19 protein-coding genes are annotated in these 16,762 nt (G+C 72.2%); 11 read left to right on the top strand and 8 right to left on the bottom strand.

Going from position 1 to position 16,762, the window contains the following annotated elements; genetic code table 11:
• Positions 1 to 32 precede the first annotated feature (32 nt).
• The 3 genes from CP976_RS11720 (at position 33) to qcrB (ending at position 3,341) form a co-directional block, all read left to right on the top strand.
• Positions 33 to 764: an ABC transporter ATP-binding protein gene (locus CP976_RS11720; RefSeq protein ID WP_150480302.1), complete on the top strand. Its 732-nt coding sequence runs from the start codon at positions 33 to 35 to the stop codon at positions 762 to 764.
• Positions 765 to 776: 12 nt separating this feature from the next.
• Positions 777 to 1,511 (top strand): vWA domain-containing protein, encoded by a 735-nt coding sequence (locus tag CP976_RS11715; protein ID WP_150480301.1) that lies wholly within the window; start codon positions 777 to 779, stop codon positions 1,509 to 1,511.
• A 123-nt stretch (positions 1,512 to 1,634) separates the two neighbouring features.
• Entirely contained in the window at positions 1,635 to 3,341 is a 1,707-nt protein-coding gene (gene qcrB / locus CP976_RS11710) for a cytochrome bc1 complex cytochrome b subunit (protein ID WP_229875815.1), read from the top strand.
• Here qcrB and CP976_RS11705 read toward each other — a convergent pair.
• Both CP976_RS11705 and CP976_RS11700 read right to left on the bottom strand, forming a co-directional pair.
• Entirely contained in the window at positions 3,313 to 4,278 is a 966-nt protein-coding gene (locus tag CP976_RS11705) for an acyl-CoA dehydrogenase family protein (protein WP_150480300.1), read from the bottom strand. The genes qcrB and CP976_RS11705 overlap by 29 nt on opposite strands.
• Positions 4,278 to 5,417: an acyl-CoA dehydrogenase family protein gene (locus CP976_RS11700; protein ID WP_150480299.1), complete on the bottom strand. Its 1,140-nt coding sequence runs from the start codon at positions 5,415 to 5,417 to the stop codon at positions 4,278 to 4,280. Before CP976_RS11700 ends, CP976_RS11705 begins: the two co-directional genes overlap by 1 nt.
• Positions 5,418 to 5,464: 47 nt before the next feature.
• Here CP976_RS11700 and CP976_RS11695 point away from each other — a divergent pair, with 47 nt between their 5' ends.
• From CP976_RS11695 to CP976_RS11685, 3 genes are read left to right on the top strand one after another with little or no spacing between them, the layout of a single operon-like run.
• A complete protein-coding gene (locus CP976_RS11695; protein WP_150480298.1) occupies positions 5,465 to 6,250 on the top strand; it encodes an SDR family oxidoreductase in 786 nt (261 codons plus the stop codon).
• A gap of 15 nt (positions 6,251 to 6,265) precedes the next feature.
• Positions 6,266 to 6,904 (top strand): TetR/AcrR family transcriptional regulator, encoded by a 639-nt coding sequence (locus CP976_RS11690; protein ID WP_373304880.1) that lies wholly within the window; start codon positions 6,266 to 6,268, stop codon positions 6,902 to 6,904.
• Positions 6,905 to 6,927: 23 nt separating this feature from the next.
• Complete coding sequence (locus CP976_RS11685) at positions 6,928 to 8,085, top strand: acetyl-CoA C-acetyltransferase (RefSeq protein ID WP_150480297.1); 1,158 nt, start codon at positions 6,928 to 6,930, stop codon at positions 8,083 to 8,085.
• Here CP976_RS11685 and CP976_RS11680 read toward each other — a convergent pair.
• The 4 genes from CP976_RS11680 to CP976_RS11665 are packed head-to-tail and all read right to left on the bottom strand — an operon-like array spanning position 8,069 to position 11,414.
• On the bottom strand, positions 8,069 to 9,118 hold the full coding sequence (locus tag CP976_RS11680; RefSeq protein ID WP_150480296.1) for an NAD(P)H-dependent flavin oxidoreductase: 1,050 nt from the start codon (positions 9,116 to 9,118) through the stop codon (positions 8,069 to 8,071). The two genes, CP976_RS11685 and CP976_RS11680, sit on opposite strands and share 17 nt — an antisense overlap.
• The gene (locus CP976_RS11675) at positions 9,118 to 9,837 is read right to left on the bottom strand and encodes a CoA-transferase subunit beta (RefSeq protein ID WP_150480295.1); all 720 of its coding nucleotides are present in this window, start codon (positions 9,835 to 9,837) and stop codon (positions 9,118 to 9,120) included. The genes CP976_RS11680 and CP976_RS11675 overlap by 1 nt, the downstream gene beginning before the upstream one ends.
• On the bottom strand, positions 9,834 to 10,670 hold the full coding sequence (locus CP976_RS11670; RefSeq protein WP_150480294.1) for a CoA transferase subunit A: 837 nt from the start codon (positions 10,668 to 10,670) through the stop codon (positions 9,834 to 9,836). Before CP976_RS11670 ends, CP976_RS11675 begins: the two co-directional genes overlap by 4 nt.
• Positions 10,671 to 11,414, bottom strand: a complete 744-nt coding sequence (locus CP976_RS11665; protein ID WP_150480293.1) for an enoyl-CoA hydratase family protein — start codon at positions 11,412 to 11,414, stop codon at positions 10,671 to 10,673. It lies immediately after the preceding gene.
• A 54-nt stretch (positions 11,415 to 11,468) separates the two neighbouring features.
• Here CP976_RS11665 and CP976_RS11660 point away from each other — a divergent pair, with 54 nt between their 5' ends.
• Both CP976_RS11660 and CP976_RS11655 read left to right on the top strand, forming a co-directional pair.
• The gene (locus CP976_RS11660) at positions 11,469 to 12,230 is read left to right on the top strand and encodes an SDR family oxidoreductase (protein WP_150480292.1); all 762 of its coding nucleotides are present in this window, start codon (positions 11,469 to 11,471) and stop codon (positions 12,228 to 12,230) included.
• A complete protein-coding gene (locus CP976_RS11655) occupies positions 12,227 to 13,153 on the top strand; it encodes an SDR family oxidoreductase (RefSeq protein WP_150480291.1) in 927 nt (308 codons plus the stop codon). Before CP976_RS11660 ends, CP976_RS11655 begins: the two co-directional genes overlap by 4 nt.
• A 41-nt stretch (positions 13,154 to 13,194) precedes the next feature.
• Here the strand turns inward: CP976_RS11655 and CP976_RS11650 are convergent, their stop codons facing one another.
• Positions 13,195 to 14,082 carry a hypothetical protein gene (locus CP976_RS11650; protein WP_150480290.1) on the bottom strand — a complete coding sequence of 296 codons (888 nt, stop codon included), beginning with the start codon at positions 14,080 to 14,082 and terminating at the stop codon, positions 13,195 to 13,197.
• Positions 14,083 to 14,204: 122 nt separating this feature from the next.
• Here CP976_RS11650 and CP976_RS11645 point away from each other — a divergent pair, with 122 nt between their 5' ends.
• On the top strand, positions 14,205 to 14,657 hold the full coding sequence (locus CP976_RS11645) for a GNAT family N-acetyltransferase (RefSeq protein ID WP_229875814.1): 453 nt from the start codon (positions 14,205 to 14,207) through the stop codon (positions 14,655 to 14,657).
• Between the two features lie 45 nt (positions 14,658 to 14,702).
• Positions 14,703 to 15,053, top strand: a complete 351-nt coding sequence (locus tag CP976_RS11640) for a chorismate mutase (protein ID WP_150480289.1) — start codon at positions 14,703 to 14,705, stop codon at positions 15,051 to 15,053.
• A 44-nt stretch (positions 15,054 to 15,097) separates the two neighbouring features.
• Here CP976_RS11640 and CP976_RS11635 read toward each other — a convergent pair whose 3' ends face one another.
• Positions 15,098 to 15,934, bottom strand: coding sequence for an alpha/beta fold hydrolase (locus tag CP976_RS11635; RefSeq protein ID WP_150480288.1), 837 nt, complete (start codon positions 15,932 to 15,934; stop codon positions 15,098 to 15,100).
• A 253-nt stretch (positions 15,935 to 16,187) separates the two neighbouring features.
• Here CP976_RS11635 and CP976_RS11630 point away from each other — a divergent pair, with 253 nt between their 5' ends.
• Positions 16,188 to 16,739 (top strand): response regulator, encoded by a 552-nt coding sequence (locus CP976_RS11630; protein WP_150480287.1) that lies wholly within the window; start codon positions 16,188 to 16,190, stop codon positions 16,737 to 16,739.
• The last annotated feature ends 23 nt before the right edge of the window (positions 16,740 to 16,762 follow it).

Genomic DNA, 16,762 nt, shown 5'->3' with positions numbered 1-16,762 from the left:
CCGCCCGGACCGGTACCGTATGGGATGCGGTGATGACCGAGAACACCAGCCCGGGGTCCGCTGCCGCCCTCGCCGACGACCCGGCCGGCGAGCCGATGCTGAGGGTGGAGGACCTGCACCACTCCTACGGCACGGGTGCCGCGGCCGTGCACGCGCTGCGCGGGGCCTCCTTCGCCGTCCGGCGCGGTGAACTGGTCGCCCTCAAGGGCCGTTCGGGCTCCGGCAAGACGACGCTGCTCCATATGATCGGCGGCCTCGACTCCCCGCAGCGCGGCCGTGTCGTCGTGGACGGCACGGACCTGTCGGCGCTGACCGGGAGCGAGCTGCTGGAACTGCGCCGCGACCGGATCGGCTTCGTCTTCCAGTCCTTCGGGCTCATCCCCATCCTCACCGCCGCCGAGAACGTGGGCGTGCCGCTGCGGCTGCGCCGGGCCGAGCCGCGCGAACGCGAGGAGCGGGTGGCGCTGCTCCTGGCCCTGGTGGGCCTCGCCGGCCACGAGACGCAGCGGCCCGCCGAGCTCTCCGGCGGACAGCAGCAGCGGGTCGCCATCGCCCGGGCCCTGGCCAACCGCCCGGCCCTGCTGCTCGCCGACGAGCCGACGGGCCAGCTCGACGCCGCCACCGGCCTGGCGGTGATGGAACTGCTGCGGGCCGTGGTTCGCAGCGAGGGCGTCACGGCCCTCGTCGCCACCCACGACCCCCAACTCCTCGGCCTGGCCGACAGGGTGCTGGAACTGAGCGACGGAGTGGTCGTCGAGGGGTGAGAGGGTGGGGCCATGGTCGCGATCAGTCTGAGCAAGGTCCAGGAGACCGCTCCCGCGCTGGTGAACCTCTACAAGAGCGCCGGGGTCTCCCTCACGAAGCACGGCCTGGACGGGCTGCGGGCCGCGGTCTACCTCGTGGTCGACTACTCCGGCTCGATGAGGCCGTACTACAAGGACGGCAGCGTGCAGGCGCTCGCCGACCGGGTGCTCGGGCTGTCGGCGCACCTCGACGACGACGGCACCGTGCCGGTGGTGTTCTTCTCCACGGATGTCGACGCCGAGACCGAGATCGCTCTGGCCGGCCACCAGGGGCGGATCGACCGGATCGTGGCCGGGCTCGGGCACATGGGGAAGACCAGCTACCACCTGGCCATGGACGCCGTCATCGACCACTACCTCGACAGCGGGACGACCGAGCCGGCCCTCGTCGTCTTCCAGACCGACGGCGGGCCCATCAACAAGCTCGCCGCGGAGCGGTACCTGTGCAAGGCGGCGAGGCTGCCGTTGTTCTGGCAGTTCATCGGCTTCGGCGACCCGGACAGCAAGCAGTTCGACTTCCTGCGCAGGCTGGACGAGCTGCCGGTGCCGGGCAAGCGGGTCGTCGACAACGCCGGGTTCTTCCACGCCGGTGAGGAGCCGCGGAAGGTGCCGGACGGCGAGCTGTACGACCGGCTGGTGGGCGAGTTCCCGAAGTGGCTGGTGGCCGCCAGGGCCCAGGGGATCGTGCGGGATCCCGGCAGCCGCTGAGCCGTCTGCTCGCCCCCCTTGGCCCAACCGAGCCGCCTCTTGGCCTATCCGCCCATACGTCCCATTTGCACGGCCGCGCTGCCGTGCCACGCTGGGAAGGATCCGACGGGGAGGCGACGACGTATGGGCGACGACGGCGCACGACGGGTGTACGGCGACGGCGGACGGCAGGTGCACGACGACGGCGCACGGCGGGTGTACGGGACGGCTTCCGCCCGCAGGAGACCTCCCGCCGGCAAGGGCGAGCAGCTCGCCGACTGGGCGGACGGGCGGCTCGGCCTCTACGCGCTGGCCAAGGCCAACATGCGCAAGGTCTTCCCGGACCACTGGTCCTTCATGCTGGGCGAGGTCACCCTCTACAGCTTCATCGTCCTGATCATCACCGGCGTCTACCTCACCCTGTTCTTCGAGCCGAGCATGCAGGAGGTCGTCTACCAGGGGTCCTACACGGAGCTCAACGGCGTGCTCATGTCCAGGGCGTTCGAGTCCACCCTGGATATCAGCTTCGACGTGCGCGGCGGGCTGCTGATGCGGCAGATCCACCACTGGGCGGCGCTGGTCTTCATCACGGGCATGATGGTGCACATGATGCGGGTGTTCTTCACGGGCGCCTTCCGCAAGCCGCGCGAGCTCAACTGGGTGTTCGGCTGGACCCTGCTGATGCTCGGCATCATCACCGGCCTGACCGGCTACTCCCTCCCGGACGACCTGCTGTCGGGCACCGGCCTGCGCTTCGCGCACGGCGCGATCCTGTCGATCCCGATCGTCGGGACGTACGTGGCGTTCTTCCTCTTCGGCGGGGAGTTCCCGGGCGACGACATCATCTCGCGCCTCTTCCCGGTCCATGTGCTGCTGCTGCCCGGGATCATGCTGGGCCTGGTGACCGTCCATCTGATCCTGGTCTTCTACCACAAGCACACCCAGTTCCCGGGGCCCGGACGCAAGGAGCGGTCGGTCGTCGGGATGCCCTTCCTGCCGGTCTACATGGCCAAGGCGGGCGGCTTCTTCTTCCTGGTCTTCGGTGTCCTGACCGTCATGGGCGCGATCGCCCAGATCAACCCCGTGTGGGCTTTCGGTCCCTACCGCCCCGACCTGGTCACCACGGGCGCCCAGCCCGACTGGTACCTGGGGTTCTCGGAGGGGCTGATCCGGGTGATGCCGGGATGGGAGATCAACCTGTGGGGACACACGCTGGTGCTCGGCGTGTTCATCCCGTTCGCGCTCTTCCCGCTGGTCATGCTCGCCATCGGTGTCTATCCCTTCATCGAGGCGTGGATCACCGGTGACAAACGCGAGCACCACATCCTGGACCGGCCGCGCAACGCGCCCGTGCGCACCGGCCTGGGCGTGGCCTGGCTGACCCTGTACGCGGTGCTGCTGATCGGCGGCGGCAACGACATCGTGGCCACGCATCTGCATCTGTCCATCAACGTGATCACCTGGTTCGTGCGGATCGGCGCCTTCGTGCTGCCGGTCGTCGCCTTCATCGTCACCAAGAAGATCTGCATGGGCCTCCAGCGCCGCGACCGCGCCATGGTGCTGCACGGCAGGGAGACCGGCACCATCAAGCGGCTCCCGAACGGCGAGTACACCGAGGTGCACGAGCCCCTCTCGCGGGCGGAGCTGTACACCCTCACCCAGCACGAGCAGCGCCCGCCGTACGCGATGGGGCCCGTGGTCGACGCGGGGGGCGTGCGCCGCAAGGTCAGGCGGTCCGAGCGGCTGCGTGCGCGGCTCGCGAAGGCGATGTTCGGGCCGGACGCGCGGATCGAGAAGCCGACCGTGGAGGAGTACCGGGAGATCACCAGCGGCGATCACCAGCCGCACTGACGACCAGGGCCCGGCACTCGTGGGGATCGCCCCAGGCGGTGCGCAGGGCCCGGGCCTTGGTCAGCCACAGCGACAGGCCGTACTCCGCCGTGTAGCCGATCGCGCCGTGCAGTTGCAGCGCGGCGCGGGCGGTGGTGCACGCCGCCTCGCACGCGGCGGCCTTGGCGGCGGCGACCTCGGCCGGCCGCAGGGACAGGGCGGCACCGAAGACCAGGGGGCGCGCGAACTCCAGGGCGATCTTCGCGTCGGCCAGCCGGTGCTTGACCGCCTGGAACGACCCCACAGGGACGCCGAACTGGGTGCGTTGCCTGACGTATCCGACCGTTCTGTCGAGGAGTGCGAGGCCCACCCCGAGGGCTTGGGCGGCCGTGGCGAGACGGGCCCAGGTGAGGGCCTGTCCGGTGGGGGCGTCGAGGAGTTCGCCGCCGGGGGCGAGGGGGGTGAGGCGACGGGCGGGGTCGAGGGAGGGGCGGACGGGTCCGTGGCCGGGGGAGAGGCGGATGCCGTCGGGGGAGAGGGCGAGACGGAGGGAGGCGGCATCGCCGTCGAGGGCGAACGCCCCCTCGGGCGCCACCGTCGCCATCGTCCCGCCCGACGCCAGGGCCGGCAGCAGCCGCTTGGCGACGCCCGGGTCGGCCCGTGTGAGGAGCGCCGCCGCCGTCACCGTCTCGACCAGCGGGCCCGGCACCGCGTGGCGGCCCAGCTCGACGAAGGCGACGGCCAGTTCCACCGGACGCGGCCCCAGTCCGCCGTCGTACGTCTCCGGAACCGCCAGCGCGAGCACGCCCGCCTCCGCGATCCGGGACCACAGCGCCCGCCCGCTCGCATGGTCGCCCCGGCTCCAGTCCCGCACCACCGCCGGAGTGTCCGCCGCCGTCAGGAGGGCGTCCAGCGAGACGGCGAAGGCGCGCTGCTCGGCGTCGAGGAGGAAGCGCATCAGCGGCGTCCCCTCGGCAGGCCGAGCAGGCGCTCGGCGATGATGTCGCGCTGGATCTCGTTCGTGCCCGCGTAGATCGGGCCGGCGAGCGCGAAGACGTACCTCTGCGCCCAGTCGGTGTCCGCCGGCTCGCCCTCCGGGCCGAGGAGGTCGAGGGCCGTCTCGTGCAGCGCGATGTCCAGTTCGGACCAGAAGACCTTGTTCAGGCTCGACTCCGGGCCGACGGTTTCGCCGTCCAGGAAACGGGAGGCCGCCGCGTACGTGAAGAGCTGGTAGGCGCGGGCGCCGATCAGGGCGTCGGCCACCCGGTCCCGCTCGGACACCGGGCTGCCCCGCTCCCGCCACAGCTCCTCCAGCCTGCGCGCGGCCGCGAGGAAACGGCCGGGGGAGCGGAGCATCAGCCCGCGTTCGGCACCGGCCGTCGCCATCGCGATCCGCCAGCCCTGGCCGGGTTCGCCGATCACGTCCTCGTCGGGCAAGAAGACCTCGTCCAGGAACAGCTCCGCGAACGCCGGCTTGCCGTCCAGACGGGCGATCGGGCGGACCGTGACGCCGGGTGCGCGCAGGCCGAACATGAGGTAAGTCAGGCCCTGATGGGGCTTGGCGGTGTCCGGGTCGCTGCGGAACAGGCCGAACGCGCGGTCGGCGAACGCGGCACGCGAGGACCACGTCTTCTGGCCGCTCAGGAGCCAGCCGCCGGCCGTGCGCACGGCCCTCGCCCGCAGGGACGCCAGGTCCGAACCGGCCTCGGGCTCCGACCAGGCCTGCGCCCAGACCACCTCCCCGCAGGCCATCGGGGGCAGCACCCGGGCCCGCTGCTCCTCGGTGCCGTGGGCGAAGAGGGTCGGGGCGAGCAGGTGGATGCCGTTCTGCCCGACGCGTCCCGGGGCGCCCGCCGCCCAGTACTCCTCCTCGAAGAGCAGCCACCGCAGGAGCCCCGCGTCCCGTCCGCCGTACCGCGCCGGCCAGTCGACCACCGACCAGCGGTCCGCGGCCAGCTCCGCCTCCCAGGCGCGGTGGGCCTCGAAGCCCTCCGCCGTCTCCAGAGAGGGCAGGGGCTCGCGCGGCACACGCGCGCGCAGCCACTGACGCACCTCGGTGCGGAACTCCTCGTCCGCCGGCGAGAACGCGAGATCCACGACCGCCCTCCTTCCCTAACAAGTGTTTGGTAGGTTAGCGTGAGCCCATGACAGACGTCGAGAGTCCGTCGTACGTGCCCGGGCACGGCGTGCTGGAGGGACGGACCGCCGTCATCACCGCCGCGGCCGGCGCGGGCATCGGCGGGGCCACCGCGCGCCGCTTCCTGGAGGAGGGTGCGCGTGTCCTGATCAGCGACGCGCACGTACGGCGGCTCAAGGAGCACGAGGCGGAGCTGGCCGGCGAGTTCGGCGCGGCGTCGGTCACCGCGGCGCCCTGCGACGTCACCGACGAGACACAGGTGCGCGCCCTCTTCGACACGGCCGTACGGAAACACGGACGCCTCGACGTCGTGGTCAACAACGCCGGTCTCGGCGGCACCGCGGACCTCGTCGACATGACCGACGACCAGTGGTCCCGCGTCCTGGACGTGACACTGAACGGCACGTTCCGGTGCGTGCGGGCCGCGCTCCGGCACATGCGGGGCAGCGGCGGGGTGATCGTCAACAACGCCTCCGTCGTCGGCTGGCGCGCCCAGGCCGGGCAGGCCCACTACGCCGCAGCGAAGGCCGGCGTGATGGCACTGACCCGGTGCGCGGCGGTCGAGGCGGCGGCGTACGGGGTGCGGGTCAACGCCGTCGCGCCCAGCCTCGCCATGCACCCGCACCTGGTGAAGGTGACCACGCCCGAGCTGCTCGCCGAGCTGACCTCACGCGAGGCCTACGGGCGGTACGCCGAGCCCTGGGAGGTGGCCAACGTGATCGTGTTCCTGGCCTCCGGCTATTCCTCGTACATGACCGGGGAAGTGGTCTCCGTCAGCAGCCGGCACCCCTAGGACGACAATGGACCAGTGCCTCCTACGAAGAAGAAGCCCCAGGTGACCGACACAGAGCCCCCCGCGGCCGCCGCCGCCCGCGACCGCCGCGGCGAACTCCTCGGCACCGCCGCCGAGGTCTTCGCCGAGCAGGGCTACAACGCCACCACGGTCCGCAAGATCGCGGACCACGCGGGGATGCTCGCGGGCAGCCTCTACTACCACTTCGACTCCAAGGAGTCGATGCTGGAGGAGATCCTGCGCACCTTCCTCGACGAGCTCTGGGACGGCTACGACGCCGTGCTGGGTGCCGGGCTCGGCCCGCGCGAGACGCTTCAGGCCCTGGTCACCGAGTCGTTCCGGGAGATCGACCGGCATCGCGCGGCCGTCGCGATCTACCAGAAGGAGAGCAAGCAGCTCGTGGCGCAGGAGCGGTTCGCGTTCCTCGCCGAGTCGCAGCGCAGATTCGAGAAGGCGTGGCTGTCCACGCTGGAGCGCGGCGTCGCCGAGCGGGCCTTCCGGGCCGACCTCGATGTCCGGCTCACCTACCGGTTCGTGCGCGACACGGTGTGGGTGGCCGCGTCCTGGTACCGGCCGGGCGGCCAGCACAGCCCGGACGAGATCGCCCGGCAGTACCTGTCGATGGTGCTGGACGGGATCGCCGTACGCGAATAGACCTTATCTGTGAGGGAGTTGCCATGGCCGAGGCCTACATCGTCGAAGCGGTCCGCACGCCCGTCGGGCGGCGCGGGGGAGGGCTGAGCGCGGTCCATCCGGCCGACCTCGGCGCCCATGTGCTGAAGGAGCTGATGAGCCGTTCCGGCGTGGGTCCGGCCGCCGTGGAGGACGTCGTCCTCGGCTGTCTGGACGCGGTGGGGCCGCAGGCCGGTGACATCGCGCGGACCTGCTGGCTGGCGGCCGGGCTGCCCGAGGAGGTGCCGGGCGTGACCGTCGACCGGCAGTGCGGTTCCTCGCAGCAGGCGGTGCACTTCGCCGCGCAGGCCGTGCTGTCCGGCACCCAGGACCTGGTGGTCGCCGGCGGCGTGCAGAACATGTCGATGATCCCCATCGCCTTCGCCACCCGGCAGGCCGCCGAGCCGCTCGGGCTGACCCAGGGCCCGTTCGCGGGCAGCGCGGGCTGGCGGGCGCGGTACGGGGACAAGCCCGTCAACCAGTTCGCGGGCGCCGAGATGATCGCCGCGAAGTGGGGGATCAGCAGGCAGGACCAGGAGGAGTTCGCCCTGCGGTCCCATCAGCGGGCGGTGCGGGCGATCGACGAGGGCCGCTTCGACCGCGAGACCGTGCCGTACGGGGACGTCACCGCCGACGAGGGCCCGCGCCGGGACACCTCCCTGGAGAAGATGGCCGGGCTCAAGCCGGTCATCGACGGCGGCACGATCACCGCCGCATGCTCCTCGCAGGTCTCCGACGGGGCGGCGGCGATGCTGCTGGCCTCCGAGCGGGCGGTGCGCGAACACGGGCTCACCCCCCGCGCGCGCGTGCACCACCTCTCGGTGCGCGGCGAGGACCCGATCCGCATGCTCACCGCACCCATCCCGGCCACCGTCCACGCCCTGAAGAAGACCGGCATGACCATCGGCGACATCGACCTCGTCGAGATCAACGAGGCCTTCGCCCCGGTCGTCCTGGCCTGGCTGAAGGAGACGGGCGCGGACCCGGAGAAGGTCAACGTCAACGGCGGTGCCATCGCCCTGGGCCACCCGCTCGGCGCGACCGGCGTGAAGCTGATGACGACCCTGCTGCACGAACTGGAGTGCACCGGCGGCCGGTTCGGCCTCCAGACCATGTGCGAGGGCGGCGGACAGGCCAATGTGACGATCATCGAGAGGCTGTGAGACGCCGAAGGGTGTCCTCGGCCTCCTTCATGATCCGCTCCATCAGCTCCGCGCACGACGGCAGGTCGTCGATCACCCCGGCGACCTGCCCGGACGCCATCACCCCCAGATCCGTACGGCCGTCCACCATGGACGCCTTGAGCAGCATCGGCGTGTTCGCGGCGAGCAGGACCTGGCTCCAGGTCAGGTCCTTGCCGTGCCTGAGGGCGAGGCCGTCCTGGAGCATCCGGCGCCAACTCGTGCCGGACAGCTTCCGGTAGCCCGCCGCCCTGCGGACCGCCTGGAGGGCGCCCCTCACCCGGCCGGAGCGCTCCAGCGCCTCGACCAGTTCCGTCCGCAGCATGCGGTGCGGAAGCCCGTCCACCGCCCTGGTGACCGTCACGTCCCGAACCGTCGCCGCCAGGTACCGCGCCTTCACCGCCTCCGGCACGGTCGAGTCCGAGGTGAGCAGGAACCGCGTGCCCATGGCGACGCCCGCCGCCCCGTAGGCCAGCGCCGCGACCAGCCCACGCCCGTCGAAGAACCCGCCCGCCGCCACGACCGGTATGTCCACGGCGTCCACCACCTGCGGCAGCAGCACCGTCGTGGCCACCTCGCCGGTGTGCCCGCCGCCCTCCGCGCCCTGCACGAGCACCGCGTCCGCGCCCCAGCCGGCGACCTTCTCGGCGTGCCGCCGCGCCCCCACGGTCGGCATGACGACCACACCCGCCTCCTTGAGCTCGCCGATCAGCTCCCGGGACGGGGCCAGGGCGAAGGAGGCGACCCGGACGCCCTCCTCGATCAGGATCCGCACACGGTCGCCCGCGTCCGCCGCGTCGGCGCGCAGGTTCACCCCGAACGGCGCGTCGGTACGGGACCGGACCTCCCGGACGGCCGAGCGCAACTGGCCGAGCGTCATCGTCGCCGAGGCCAGGATGCCGAGAGCGCCCGCGTTCGCCGTGGCGGAGACCAGCCGGGGGCCCGCCACCCAGCCCATCCCGGTCTGCACGACCGGATGACGGACCCCGGTCAGCCGGGTCAGCGCCGTCTCCATCACGAGGCGACCTCCCTGGTACGGGTACCGGCCGGATCGAGGACCTCGCGGATCAGCCGGAGTTCCTCGGCGGTCGGCTCGCGGGTCGGCGGCACCTCGTCCGGGACGGCCAGCTCGAAGCCCGTCGCCTCCCTGACCTGCTCCATCGTGACACCCGGGTGCAGCGAGGCCGGACGCATCGAGTGGTCGGCGGTGGCGAAGTCGAAGACACCCAGATCGGACACGACCCGCGGGATGCGGTGGTGACGCGCACCGGCCGCGTGGTCGTAGCCGACGCCGCAGACCATGTCGACCCGCTCGACGAAGACCCGCCGGGAGTGCCTCGGGACCCAGTAACTGGTCGGATTGTTCAGGGTGTTGACCGGCGCGCCGCGCACCCCGAGCAGCTGGCGCCTCGGCCGCTCCCAGTCGCCGATGCACGAGATGTTCTGGTTGCCGAACCGGTCGATCTGACTCGCGCCCATCATCACGTGCCGCCGGCCGCCGGTCACCAGGGCCAGATGCTGCCGGTACGGCAGCCAGCCCTCCGCCGTCCCGTCCGGGCGGACCAGCAGCGCCTCGCCGTCGGTCAGCAGCAGGTCCGGCGCGAAGGTGAGCCGGGCGAGCCGGGCGCCGAGGGAGGGGATCAGCCCCATCGGGCTCGCGAGCACCTCGCCGTCGCCCCGCCAGGCCTCGGCGCACGCGATCACGCAGTACTCGGCGCGGGTGGCCCCCGTCATGTCCCCTCCCCGACGGCCGACCGGTACGCCTGCTCGTCCCCGGCGAGGAACCGGGCCGCGAACTGGGGCCAGGGTGTCGTCGCGTACGTCTTCTGGAAGGCCTCGTCCCGGCCGTAGTCGGGCGCGCAGGACGTGAAGTGCGCCCCGCCCGGGGCCTCCACGACCCCGGTCACCGTGTGCCGCTTGACCAGCAGGGTCTGGGGTGCCGCCGCCTTGGTCAGCTCGGCCGTGTCGACGATCCGCTCGCAGCTGACGTACGCCGTGTCCGCCGCCTCGCAGAACAGGTCGTCGAAGTAGGGGTCCGGGCCCAGGTACTGCCCGTTGCCCAGCCGGTCGGCGCGGTTCATGTGCACCAGGGCCGCGTCGAGCCGCAGGGCGGGCATCGCCACGAACGTCTCCCCGTCCCCGTACGGTGAAGTGACCGTCCGCAAACCGGGGTTGACCCGCATCACGTCCGAGCCGATCCCGGCCCGCACCGGCAGGAACGGCAGCCGGTTCGCCGCCGCGTGCAGACCCCACATGAACATCGCCTCGTCGATCTCCGTCAGCGCGAAGGCGCCCCGCTCGCGGGCCGCGCGGTAGTGCGGCTCCAGGGGGATCGAGTCGAGGGTGACGAACGCCGTGACCAGCTTCCGGATCCGCCCGGCGGCGGCCAGCATGCCCACGTCCGGGCCGCCGTACGAGACGACGGTGAGATCGGTGACCTCCGACCTGAGCAGTGCTCTCACCAGGGCCATCGGCTTGCGGCGCGAGCCCCAGCCGCCGATGCCGAGGGTCATGCCGCTGGACAGGCGGGACACCACCTCGTCGGCCGTCATCGTCTTGTCGCTCACCTACGCCCCCTCCTTCCCGAAGCCGGCGCGCACCCGGCCGGCCACCCCGCTCAGGCCCGCCTCGAAGGTGAAGCCCTGCTCGAAGCGGTAGCTGCGGCGCACGTCGACCGGATCGATGCCGTTGAGGGCGGCCTTGGCCAGGCGCAGCAGCTGCCCGTCCTTGGCGGCGATCTCGCGGGCCAGAGTCAGTGCGGCGGCTCGCAGTTCCCCGCGCGGCACGACCTGCCACACCGAGCCGTGCGCGTGCAACTCGGCCGCGGTCGCCGTGCGCGAGGTGTAGTACAGGGCGCGCATCAGATGATGCGGGACCAGCCGGGCCAGATGGGTGGCCGCGCCCAGGGCGCCCCGGTCCAGCTCGGGCAGCCCGAAGACGGCGTCCTCGCTCGCCACGATCGCGTCCGCGTTGCCCACCAGCCCGATACCGCCGCCCAGGCAGAAGCCGTGCACCGCCGCCACGACCGGCACCGCGCAGTCGTACACCGCGGCGAAGGCCTCCGCGCAGGCGTGGTTGGCGCCGATCAGCGCACTGTTCCCGTCCTTCTGTATCTCCTTGATGTCCACACCCGCGTTGAACCCGCGCCCCTCGGCTGTCAGCACCACGCACCGGACCTGCGGGTCGCGCCCGGCCGCGCGCACCGCGTCGGCCAGGGCGAACCAGCCGGCCACCGGCAGGGCGTTCACCGGCGGGAAGCCGACCGTGACGACGGCTACGCCCTTTTCCACGCACGAGGTGGAGACACCCATGGCCGCATCAGCTACCTTTCCACCAAACGTTTGTTAGGTGGAAGGTAGCAGCGAATGGAGCTGGACGGGAAGGTCGCCGTCGTCACGGGCGGGACCCGGGGCGTCGGTGCCGGCATCGCGCGTGCCTTCGTACGGGCGGGCGCCGAGGTCGTGGTCTGTGCCCGCCACCCGCCGGAAGTCCCGGTACCCGGAACGGAGTTCGCGCCGCTGGACGTCCGGGACGCCGAGGCCGTCCGGCACCTGTGCGGCGAGCTGCCCCGGCTCGACGTCCTCGTCAACAACGCGGGCGGCAGCCCCCACCGCCCGCTCACCCACGCCTCCGCCGACCGGCACGCGCGCGTGGTGGAGCTCAACCTCGTGGCTCCGCTGACCGTGTCCCTCGCCGCGTACGAGCACCTCCGGCGGGCCAGGGGCTCGATCGTCATGATCGGCAGCGTCAGCGGAGGCCGCCCCTCACCGGGCACCGCCGCCTACGGAGCCGCCAAGGCCGGCCTGGAGAACCTCTCCCGCTCGATGGCCGTGGAGTGGGCGCCCGACATCCGGGTCAACACCCTCGTCGTCGGCATGGTCCGCACCGAGTTGTCCCACCTCCACTACGGCGACCGGGACGGCGTCGCCGCCGTCGCCCGGACCGTCCCGCTCGGCCGCCTCGCCGAGCCCTCCGACGTCGGCCGGGCCGCGGTCTTCCTCGCCTCGGACGCCGCCGCCTACATCAGCGGGGCGAGCCTGCTCGTCCACGGCGGCGGGGAGCGCCCCGCGTTCCTGGACGCCTCGACGGCGAACAACGAGACCTACACGGAAGGAGACCCGAGATGAGCGGAATCTGCGACGGGCGGGTCGTCGTCGTCACCGGCGCGGGCCGGGGCCTCGGCCGCGCCCACGCCCTCGCGTTCGCCGCCGAGGGCGCGCGGCTCGTCGTCAACGACCTCGGTGTCGGCCTCGACGGCACACCCGCAGCCGCCGGCGGGACGCCCGGTCCCGACAGCCCGGCCGGCCGCGTCGCCGAGGAGATCCGCGCGGCGGGCGGCGAGGCGGTGCCGCACGGCGGCGACATCGCCACGACCGAGGGCGCCGCCGCCCTCGTCCAGACGGCCCTGGAGACGTACGGCCGGCTCGACACGCTCGTCAACAACGCGGGCTTCCTGCGCGACCGGATGCTGGTCAACCTCGACGAGGACGACTTCGACGCCGTCGTACGCGTCCACCTCAAGGGCCACTTCCTGCCCCTGCGGCACGCCGCCGCACACTGGCGGTCCGAGGCCAAGGCGGGCCGCCGGCCCGAGGCGCGGATCGTCAACACCAGCAGCGGCGCGGGCCTGCTGGGCTCGGTCGGACAGGGCAACTACAGCGCCGCCAAGGCCGGGATCGTCGCCCTCACCCTGGTCGCGGCGGCCGAACTGCGCCGCTACGGCGTCCAGGTCAACGCGATCGCCCCCGCCGCCCGGACCCGCATGACGGAACGCACCTTCGCCGACACCATGGCAGCACCCGACTCCGGCTTCGACACGATGGCCCCGGAGAACGTCTCCCCTCTGGTCGTCTGGCTCGGCTCCGCCGCGAGCGCCGGCGTGACCGGCCGGGTCTTCGAGGCGGAGGGCGGCCGGATCACGGTGATGGAGGGCTGGCGCCCGGGCCCGGGCGTGGACAAGGGCGAGCGGTGGGCTCCGGCGGAGGCGGGGGAGGCGGCGCGGAAACTGCTGGCGGAGGCGGGTGAGCCGGGGCGCGTGTACGGGGCGTAGGAAGACCGGCGGGCGATCCCTCTCCCCACCCCGGCGCACACCTACGTGTCGCACTCCAACACACTCCGGCACAACGCACACCGCGCCCGAACCCGCCCCCGCACCGGCACCCTGATCCGCTGATGACAGGTCGGACAGGGAAACGACACCCGCAACCGCCCACCCCCGTCGGGAGTGAACGAGTACCGCACACCCGGCTGCGGCGGACCTGTCGGCGCATGCCGCCGATCGCGCGCGTACCGCCGCCGCCCCGCCCATCCCGCCGCGGTCAGCGGCGGCTGCTGCTCGTCGTGACGGGCCAGCTCCCTCCCCTTCACATATGCCGTGTACGCCTGCGGACTGGTGAACCACACCGACGGGTCCTCCCCGAAGACCAGCGCCCGCTTGGCCAGCACGTACCCGAACTCCTCCGGCGTGAGGTACCCCAGCTTCTGGGACGCCGCCCGGTCCTCCCGGTACGCGTCCAGCAGCAGCCAGCCCGCACCCAGATACGTCGTCGCCGTGTCCGTCAGGATCTCGTTGTCCCTCACGCCCGGGAAGGACAGGTCGAGGCGGTGCAGGTACACATGCATCACCTCGTGCGCCAGGGCCGCCCCGATGTCCCGCCGATGCGTACGGAACCGGTCGTTCAGCTCCACGAAGTACTCCGGCCCGGCCGCGAGCTCGACGTTCGCCGCGTGCCGCATCTCCCGGAAGCTCACGATCATCCGGGCATCCGGCAGCCGGTAGTGCCGCACCAGCTCGTGCGCCACCCGCTGCGCCCCCAGATACAGGTCGTCGGTGTCGCAGAAGGCCACGTCGGCGGGGAGCACGCTGGTGGCGAACGTCTGGATCGTGTCGTACGACAGCCGCTTGTACAGCGCCGTGATGGCGGCCCGCACCGTCTCCAGATGCGGGTAGCCGTGCTCCACCGGCCCGTCGTTCGCCACGCCTCACCCCCAAGACGCCCCTGAACCCGATTCCACTGTACGGAAGTGTGACGGCCACGGGGCCGCCCCGCCGCCGCGAAAACCGGTCGTCGCCGCCCCGGGCCGCTGGCAGAATCCGGGCCGTGACCAGCGAACAGCGCTCCGTCGCCGCCTCGCTCCGGGTGGGCGGCCAGGACGACGAACTCGAGAAGCGGCTCGACGAGGAGCTGACCGCCTTCAACACCGCGGCCGCCGACGGCGCCACCACCGAGCCCCTCTCCGTCCGCGTCACCGACGAGGCCGGCGACCTGATCGGCGGGCTCACCGCCTGGACCTGGGGCAGCCTGTGCTCCGTGGATCTGCTCTGGGTGCGCGCGGACCAGCGGCACGCCGGCTGGGGCGGCCGGCTGATGCACGCCGCGGAGGAAGAGGCCGTCCGGCGCGGCTGCACGGACATGGTCGTCTCCACCTACAGCTTCCAGGCACCCGGTTTCTACCCCCGGCTCGGCTTCCGGGAACGGGCGCGTATCGAGGGCGTGCCCGGCGGACACGAGGACGTCTGCTTCCACAAGCGGCTGAGCACCGCCGAGTTGTGAGACGGCCCGCGGCCGCCGGGCCTGCGCCCCTTAGGCTGACCTGCCATGACCACCAGCAACACCGGCACCGGTGACGTCGACCCCGCCGTCGTTACGGAACTCGCCCGCCTGCGCGACAGCATCGACAACATCGACGCGGCCGTCGTCCACATGCTCGCCGAGCGCTTCAAGTGCACCCAGCAGGTCGGCCTCCTCAAGGCCCGGCACCAGCTGCCGCCCGCCGACCCGGCCCGCGAGTCCCGCCAGATCGCCCGGCTGCGCGCGCTCGCCGAGGACGCCAAACTGGACCCGGCCTTCGCGGAGAAGTTCCTGAACTTCATCGTCGCCGAGGTCATCCGCCACCACGAGCGCATCGCGGACGAGGCACTCAACGGGTCCGCGCCGGGCCGTGACTGACCTGGCCCGATCTTCGACCTGCCCAGGCCGAAGACCAAGTCGGGTCATCCTTTGAGGAATTCGGTGATCTGCGGGGCGAGCTTCTTCGGTGCCATGACGACCGCGCCGTGGTTGAGGCCCGGCAGGGCGCGGTGGTCGGCCTGCGGCAGGATCTCGATGACGGCGCGGGCGGCGCGCTGGAAGGCGGCCGGGCTCTTGCCGCCGGTCAGCACCCGGGTGGGCACGCTCGCGCCCTTCCACTCCTCGGCGTCGAGCGGCTTGCCCTGCTGGGTGTCGCCCATGACCGCGATGTCGTAGGGCAGGGTGCGGGCCAACCCGGTGAGGTTCGCCCACACCTTCGGCATCAGCCTCATGAAGAACACGGCGATACCGGGCATGCCCTGCACCCTCGTCATGAAGTACTTGACCGCGTCGCTGTCGCGGCCCTGCGCGAGCAGCGCGGTGACCTGCCGCGCGAGGTCCCTGGGCGGGCCGTCGTCGCCGTCGGCGACCACGAACGGCGGCTCGTACAGGGCCAGGCGGTCGATATTCACTCCGGCAGCGGCCGCACGCAGGGCGAGGACCGCCCCGGAGGACGAGCCGAACAGCGACGCCGAGCCGCCGACGTGCTCGATCAAGGCGGCGATGTCCTCGATCTCGCGCTCGACGGCGTAAGCGTCGGCGTCACCGCTGGCACCCCGGCCGCGCCGGTCGTAGTTGATCACTGTGAAGTGCTCGGCGAGGAGGGCGGCAAGCCTGGTGGTGTCGGAGCGGTCGGCCAGGGCCGAGGCCACCAGGACGACAGCGGGCCCGCTGCCCGACTGCTCGAACGCGATCTCCGTGCCGTCGGCGGAGACGACGCGTACGCCGGCCTCGGCTGCCTGCCCTCGGGTTGCTGACATGACCTTCTCTCCCGTTCACCTAGGGGCCGTACCGCTGCGGCTCGAGCTACTGCCGTTGAGACCCCTGTGGGGCGGAAAACTCATCGCAACCCCGCTCGAGTCCGCCTGCCGGATCCCCGCCCGCTACCCGGAGGGAGTGACACCGCGGCCCGCGCGGGGCATGCTGCGCTGTGCACAGCATGTCAGCTGACAAGTACTACGCGTCAGCGTCCCGGATTTACTCTGGTCCTCCACAGGGAGGGGACGTCGGGCCATGCCGTCGGATACCAGGATCCTCATCGTCGACGATCACGAGGACACGCTGTACGCGCTGGAGAGCGCCCTGGCCCCGCTGGGCTACCAGCTCGGACGGGCCACCGGCGGCGACGAGGCGCTCAAGCAGGTGCTGCGCGGCCAGGTCGGCCTGCTCCTGCTCGACGTGCGCATGCCCGGAGTCAGCGGGCTGGAGGTCGTGCGCTACATGCGCCGCGTGGAACAGACCCAGCACATCCCGGTGATCCTGCTCACCGGCTTCGGCCCCGACCAGGAACTGACCACCGCCGCCTTCCGCCTCGGCGTCGCCGACCTCGTCATGAAACCCGTCGACCCCTGGTCCCTGCGCACCAAGGTCCGCTACCTCTACGACGCCCACCGGCACCACCTCGCCCTGGAACAGGAGGTGCGCCGGCTGCGCGCTCAGGTCCGGGAGCACACCGAGACCGCAGCACACTCCCAGCGGCCCGCCCTGCCCCACCCCGACGCGCGCGTGCCGTCCCAGCGGCCCTCGGGGGCGCACGCCGGGGAGCTCGAAAAAGACCGCACATAGACCGGACATCGGTCGCAAACCGA

It is taken from the genome of Streptomyces coeruleorubidus (genome assembly GCF_008705135.1).
Taxonomy (GTDB): domain Bacteria; phylum Actinomycetota; class Actinomycetes; order Streptomycetales; family Streptomycetaceae; genus Streptomyces; species Streptomyces coeruleofuscus.
This window is presented reverse-complemented; position numbering and strand designations above follow the sequence as displayed.

What these genes read in the sequence shown, in the direction of transcription:
- CP976_RS11705 (WP_150480300.1), bottom strand. Translation starts at nt 4,278, where the DNA reads ATGCGCTTCCTCCTCGACGCCGAGCAGCGCGCCTTCGCCGTCTCGCTG.
- CP976_RS11695 (WP_150480298.1), top strand. Translation starts at nt 5,465, where the DNA reads ATGACAGACGTCGAGAGTCCGTCGTACGTGCCCGGGCACGGCGTGCTG.
- qcrB (WP_229875815.1), top strand. Translation starts at nt 1,635, where the DNA reads ATGGGCGACGACGGCGCACGACGGGTGTACGGCGACGGCGGACGGCAG.
- CP976_RS11635 (WP_150480288.1), bottom strand. Translation starts at nt 15,934, where the DNA reads ATGTCAGCAACCCGAGGGCAGGCAGCCGAGGCCGGCGTACGCGTCGTC.
- CP976_RS11680 (WP_150480296.1), bottom strand. Translation starts at nt 9,118, where the DNA reads ATGGAGACGGCGCTGACCCGGCTGACCGGGGTCCGTCATCCGGTCGTG.
- CP976_RS11640 (WP_150480289.1), top strand. Translation starts at nt 14,703, where the DNA reads ATGACCACCAGCAACACCGGCACCGGTGACGTCGACCCCGCCGTCGTT.
- CP976_RS11720 (WP_150480302.1), top strand. Translation starts at nt 33, where the DNA reads ATGACCGAGAACACCAGCCCGGGGTCCGCTGCCGCCCTCGCCGACGAC.
- CP976_RS11665 (WP_150480293.1), bottom strand. Translation starts at nt 11,414, where the DNA reads ATGGGTGTCTCCACCTCGTGCGTGGAAAAGGGCGTAGCCGTCGTCACG.
- CP976_RS11685 (WP_150480297.1), top strand. Translation starts at nt 6,928, where the DNA reads ATGGCCGAGGCCTACATCGTCGAAGCGGTCCGCACGCCCGTCGGGCGG.
- CP976_RS11630 (WP_150480287.1), top strand. Translation starts at nt 16,188, where the DNA reads ATGCCGTCGGATACCAGGATCCTCATCGTCGACGATCACGAGGACACG.
- CP976_RS11715 (WP_150480301.1), top strand. Translation starts at nt 777, where the DNA reads ATGGTCGCGATCAGTCTGAGCAAGGTCCAGGAGACCGCTCCCGCGCTG.
- CP976_RS11655 (WP_150480291.1), top strand. Translation starts at nt 12,227, where the DNA reads ATGAGCGGAATCTGCGACGGGCGGGTCGTCGTCGTCACCGGCGCGGGC.
- CP976_RS11660 (WP_150480292.1), top strand. Translation starts at nt 11,469, where the DNA reads ATGGAGCTGGACGGGAAGGTCGCCGTCGTCACGGGCGGGACCCGGGGC.
- CP976_RS11675 (WP_150480295.1), bottom strand. Translation starts at nt 9,837, where the DNA reads ATGACGGGGGCCACCCGCGCCGAGTACTGCGTGATCGCGTGCGCCGAG.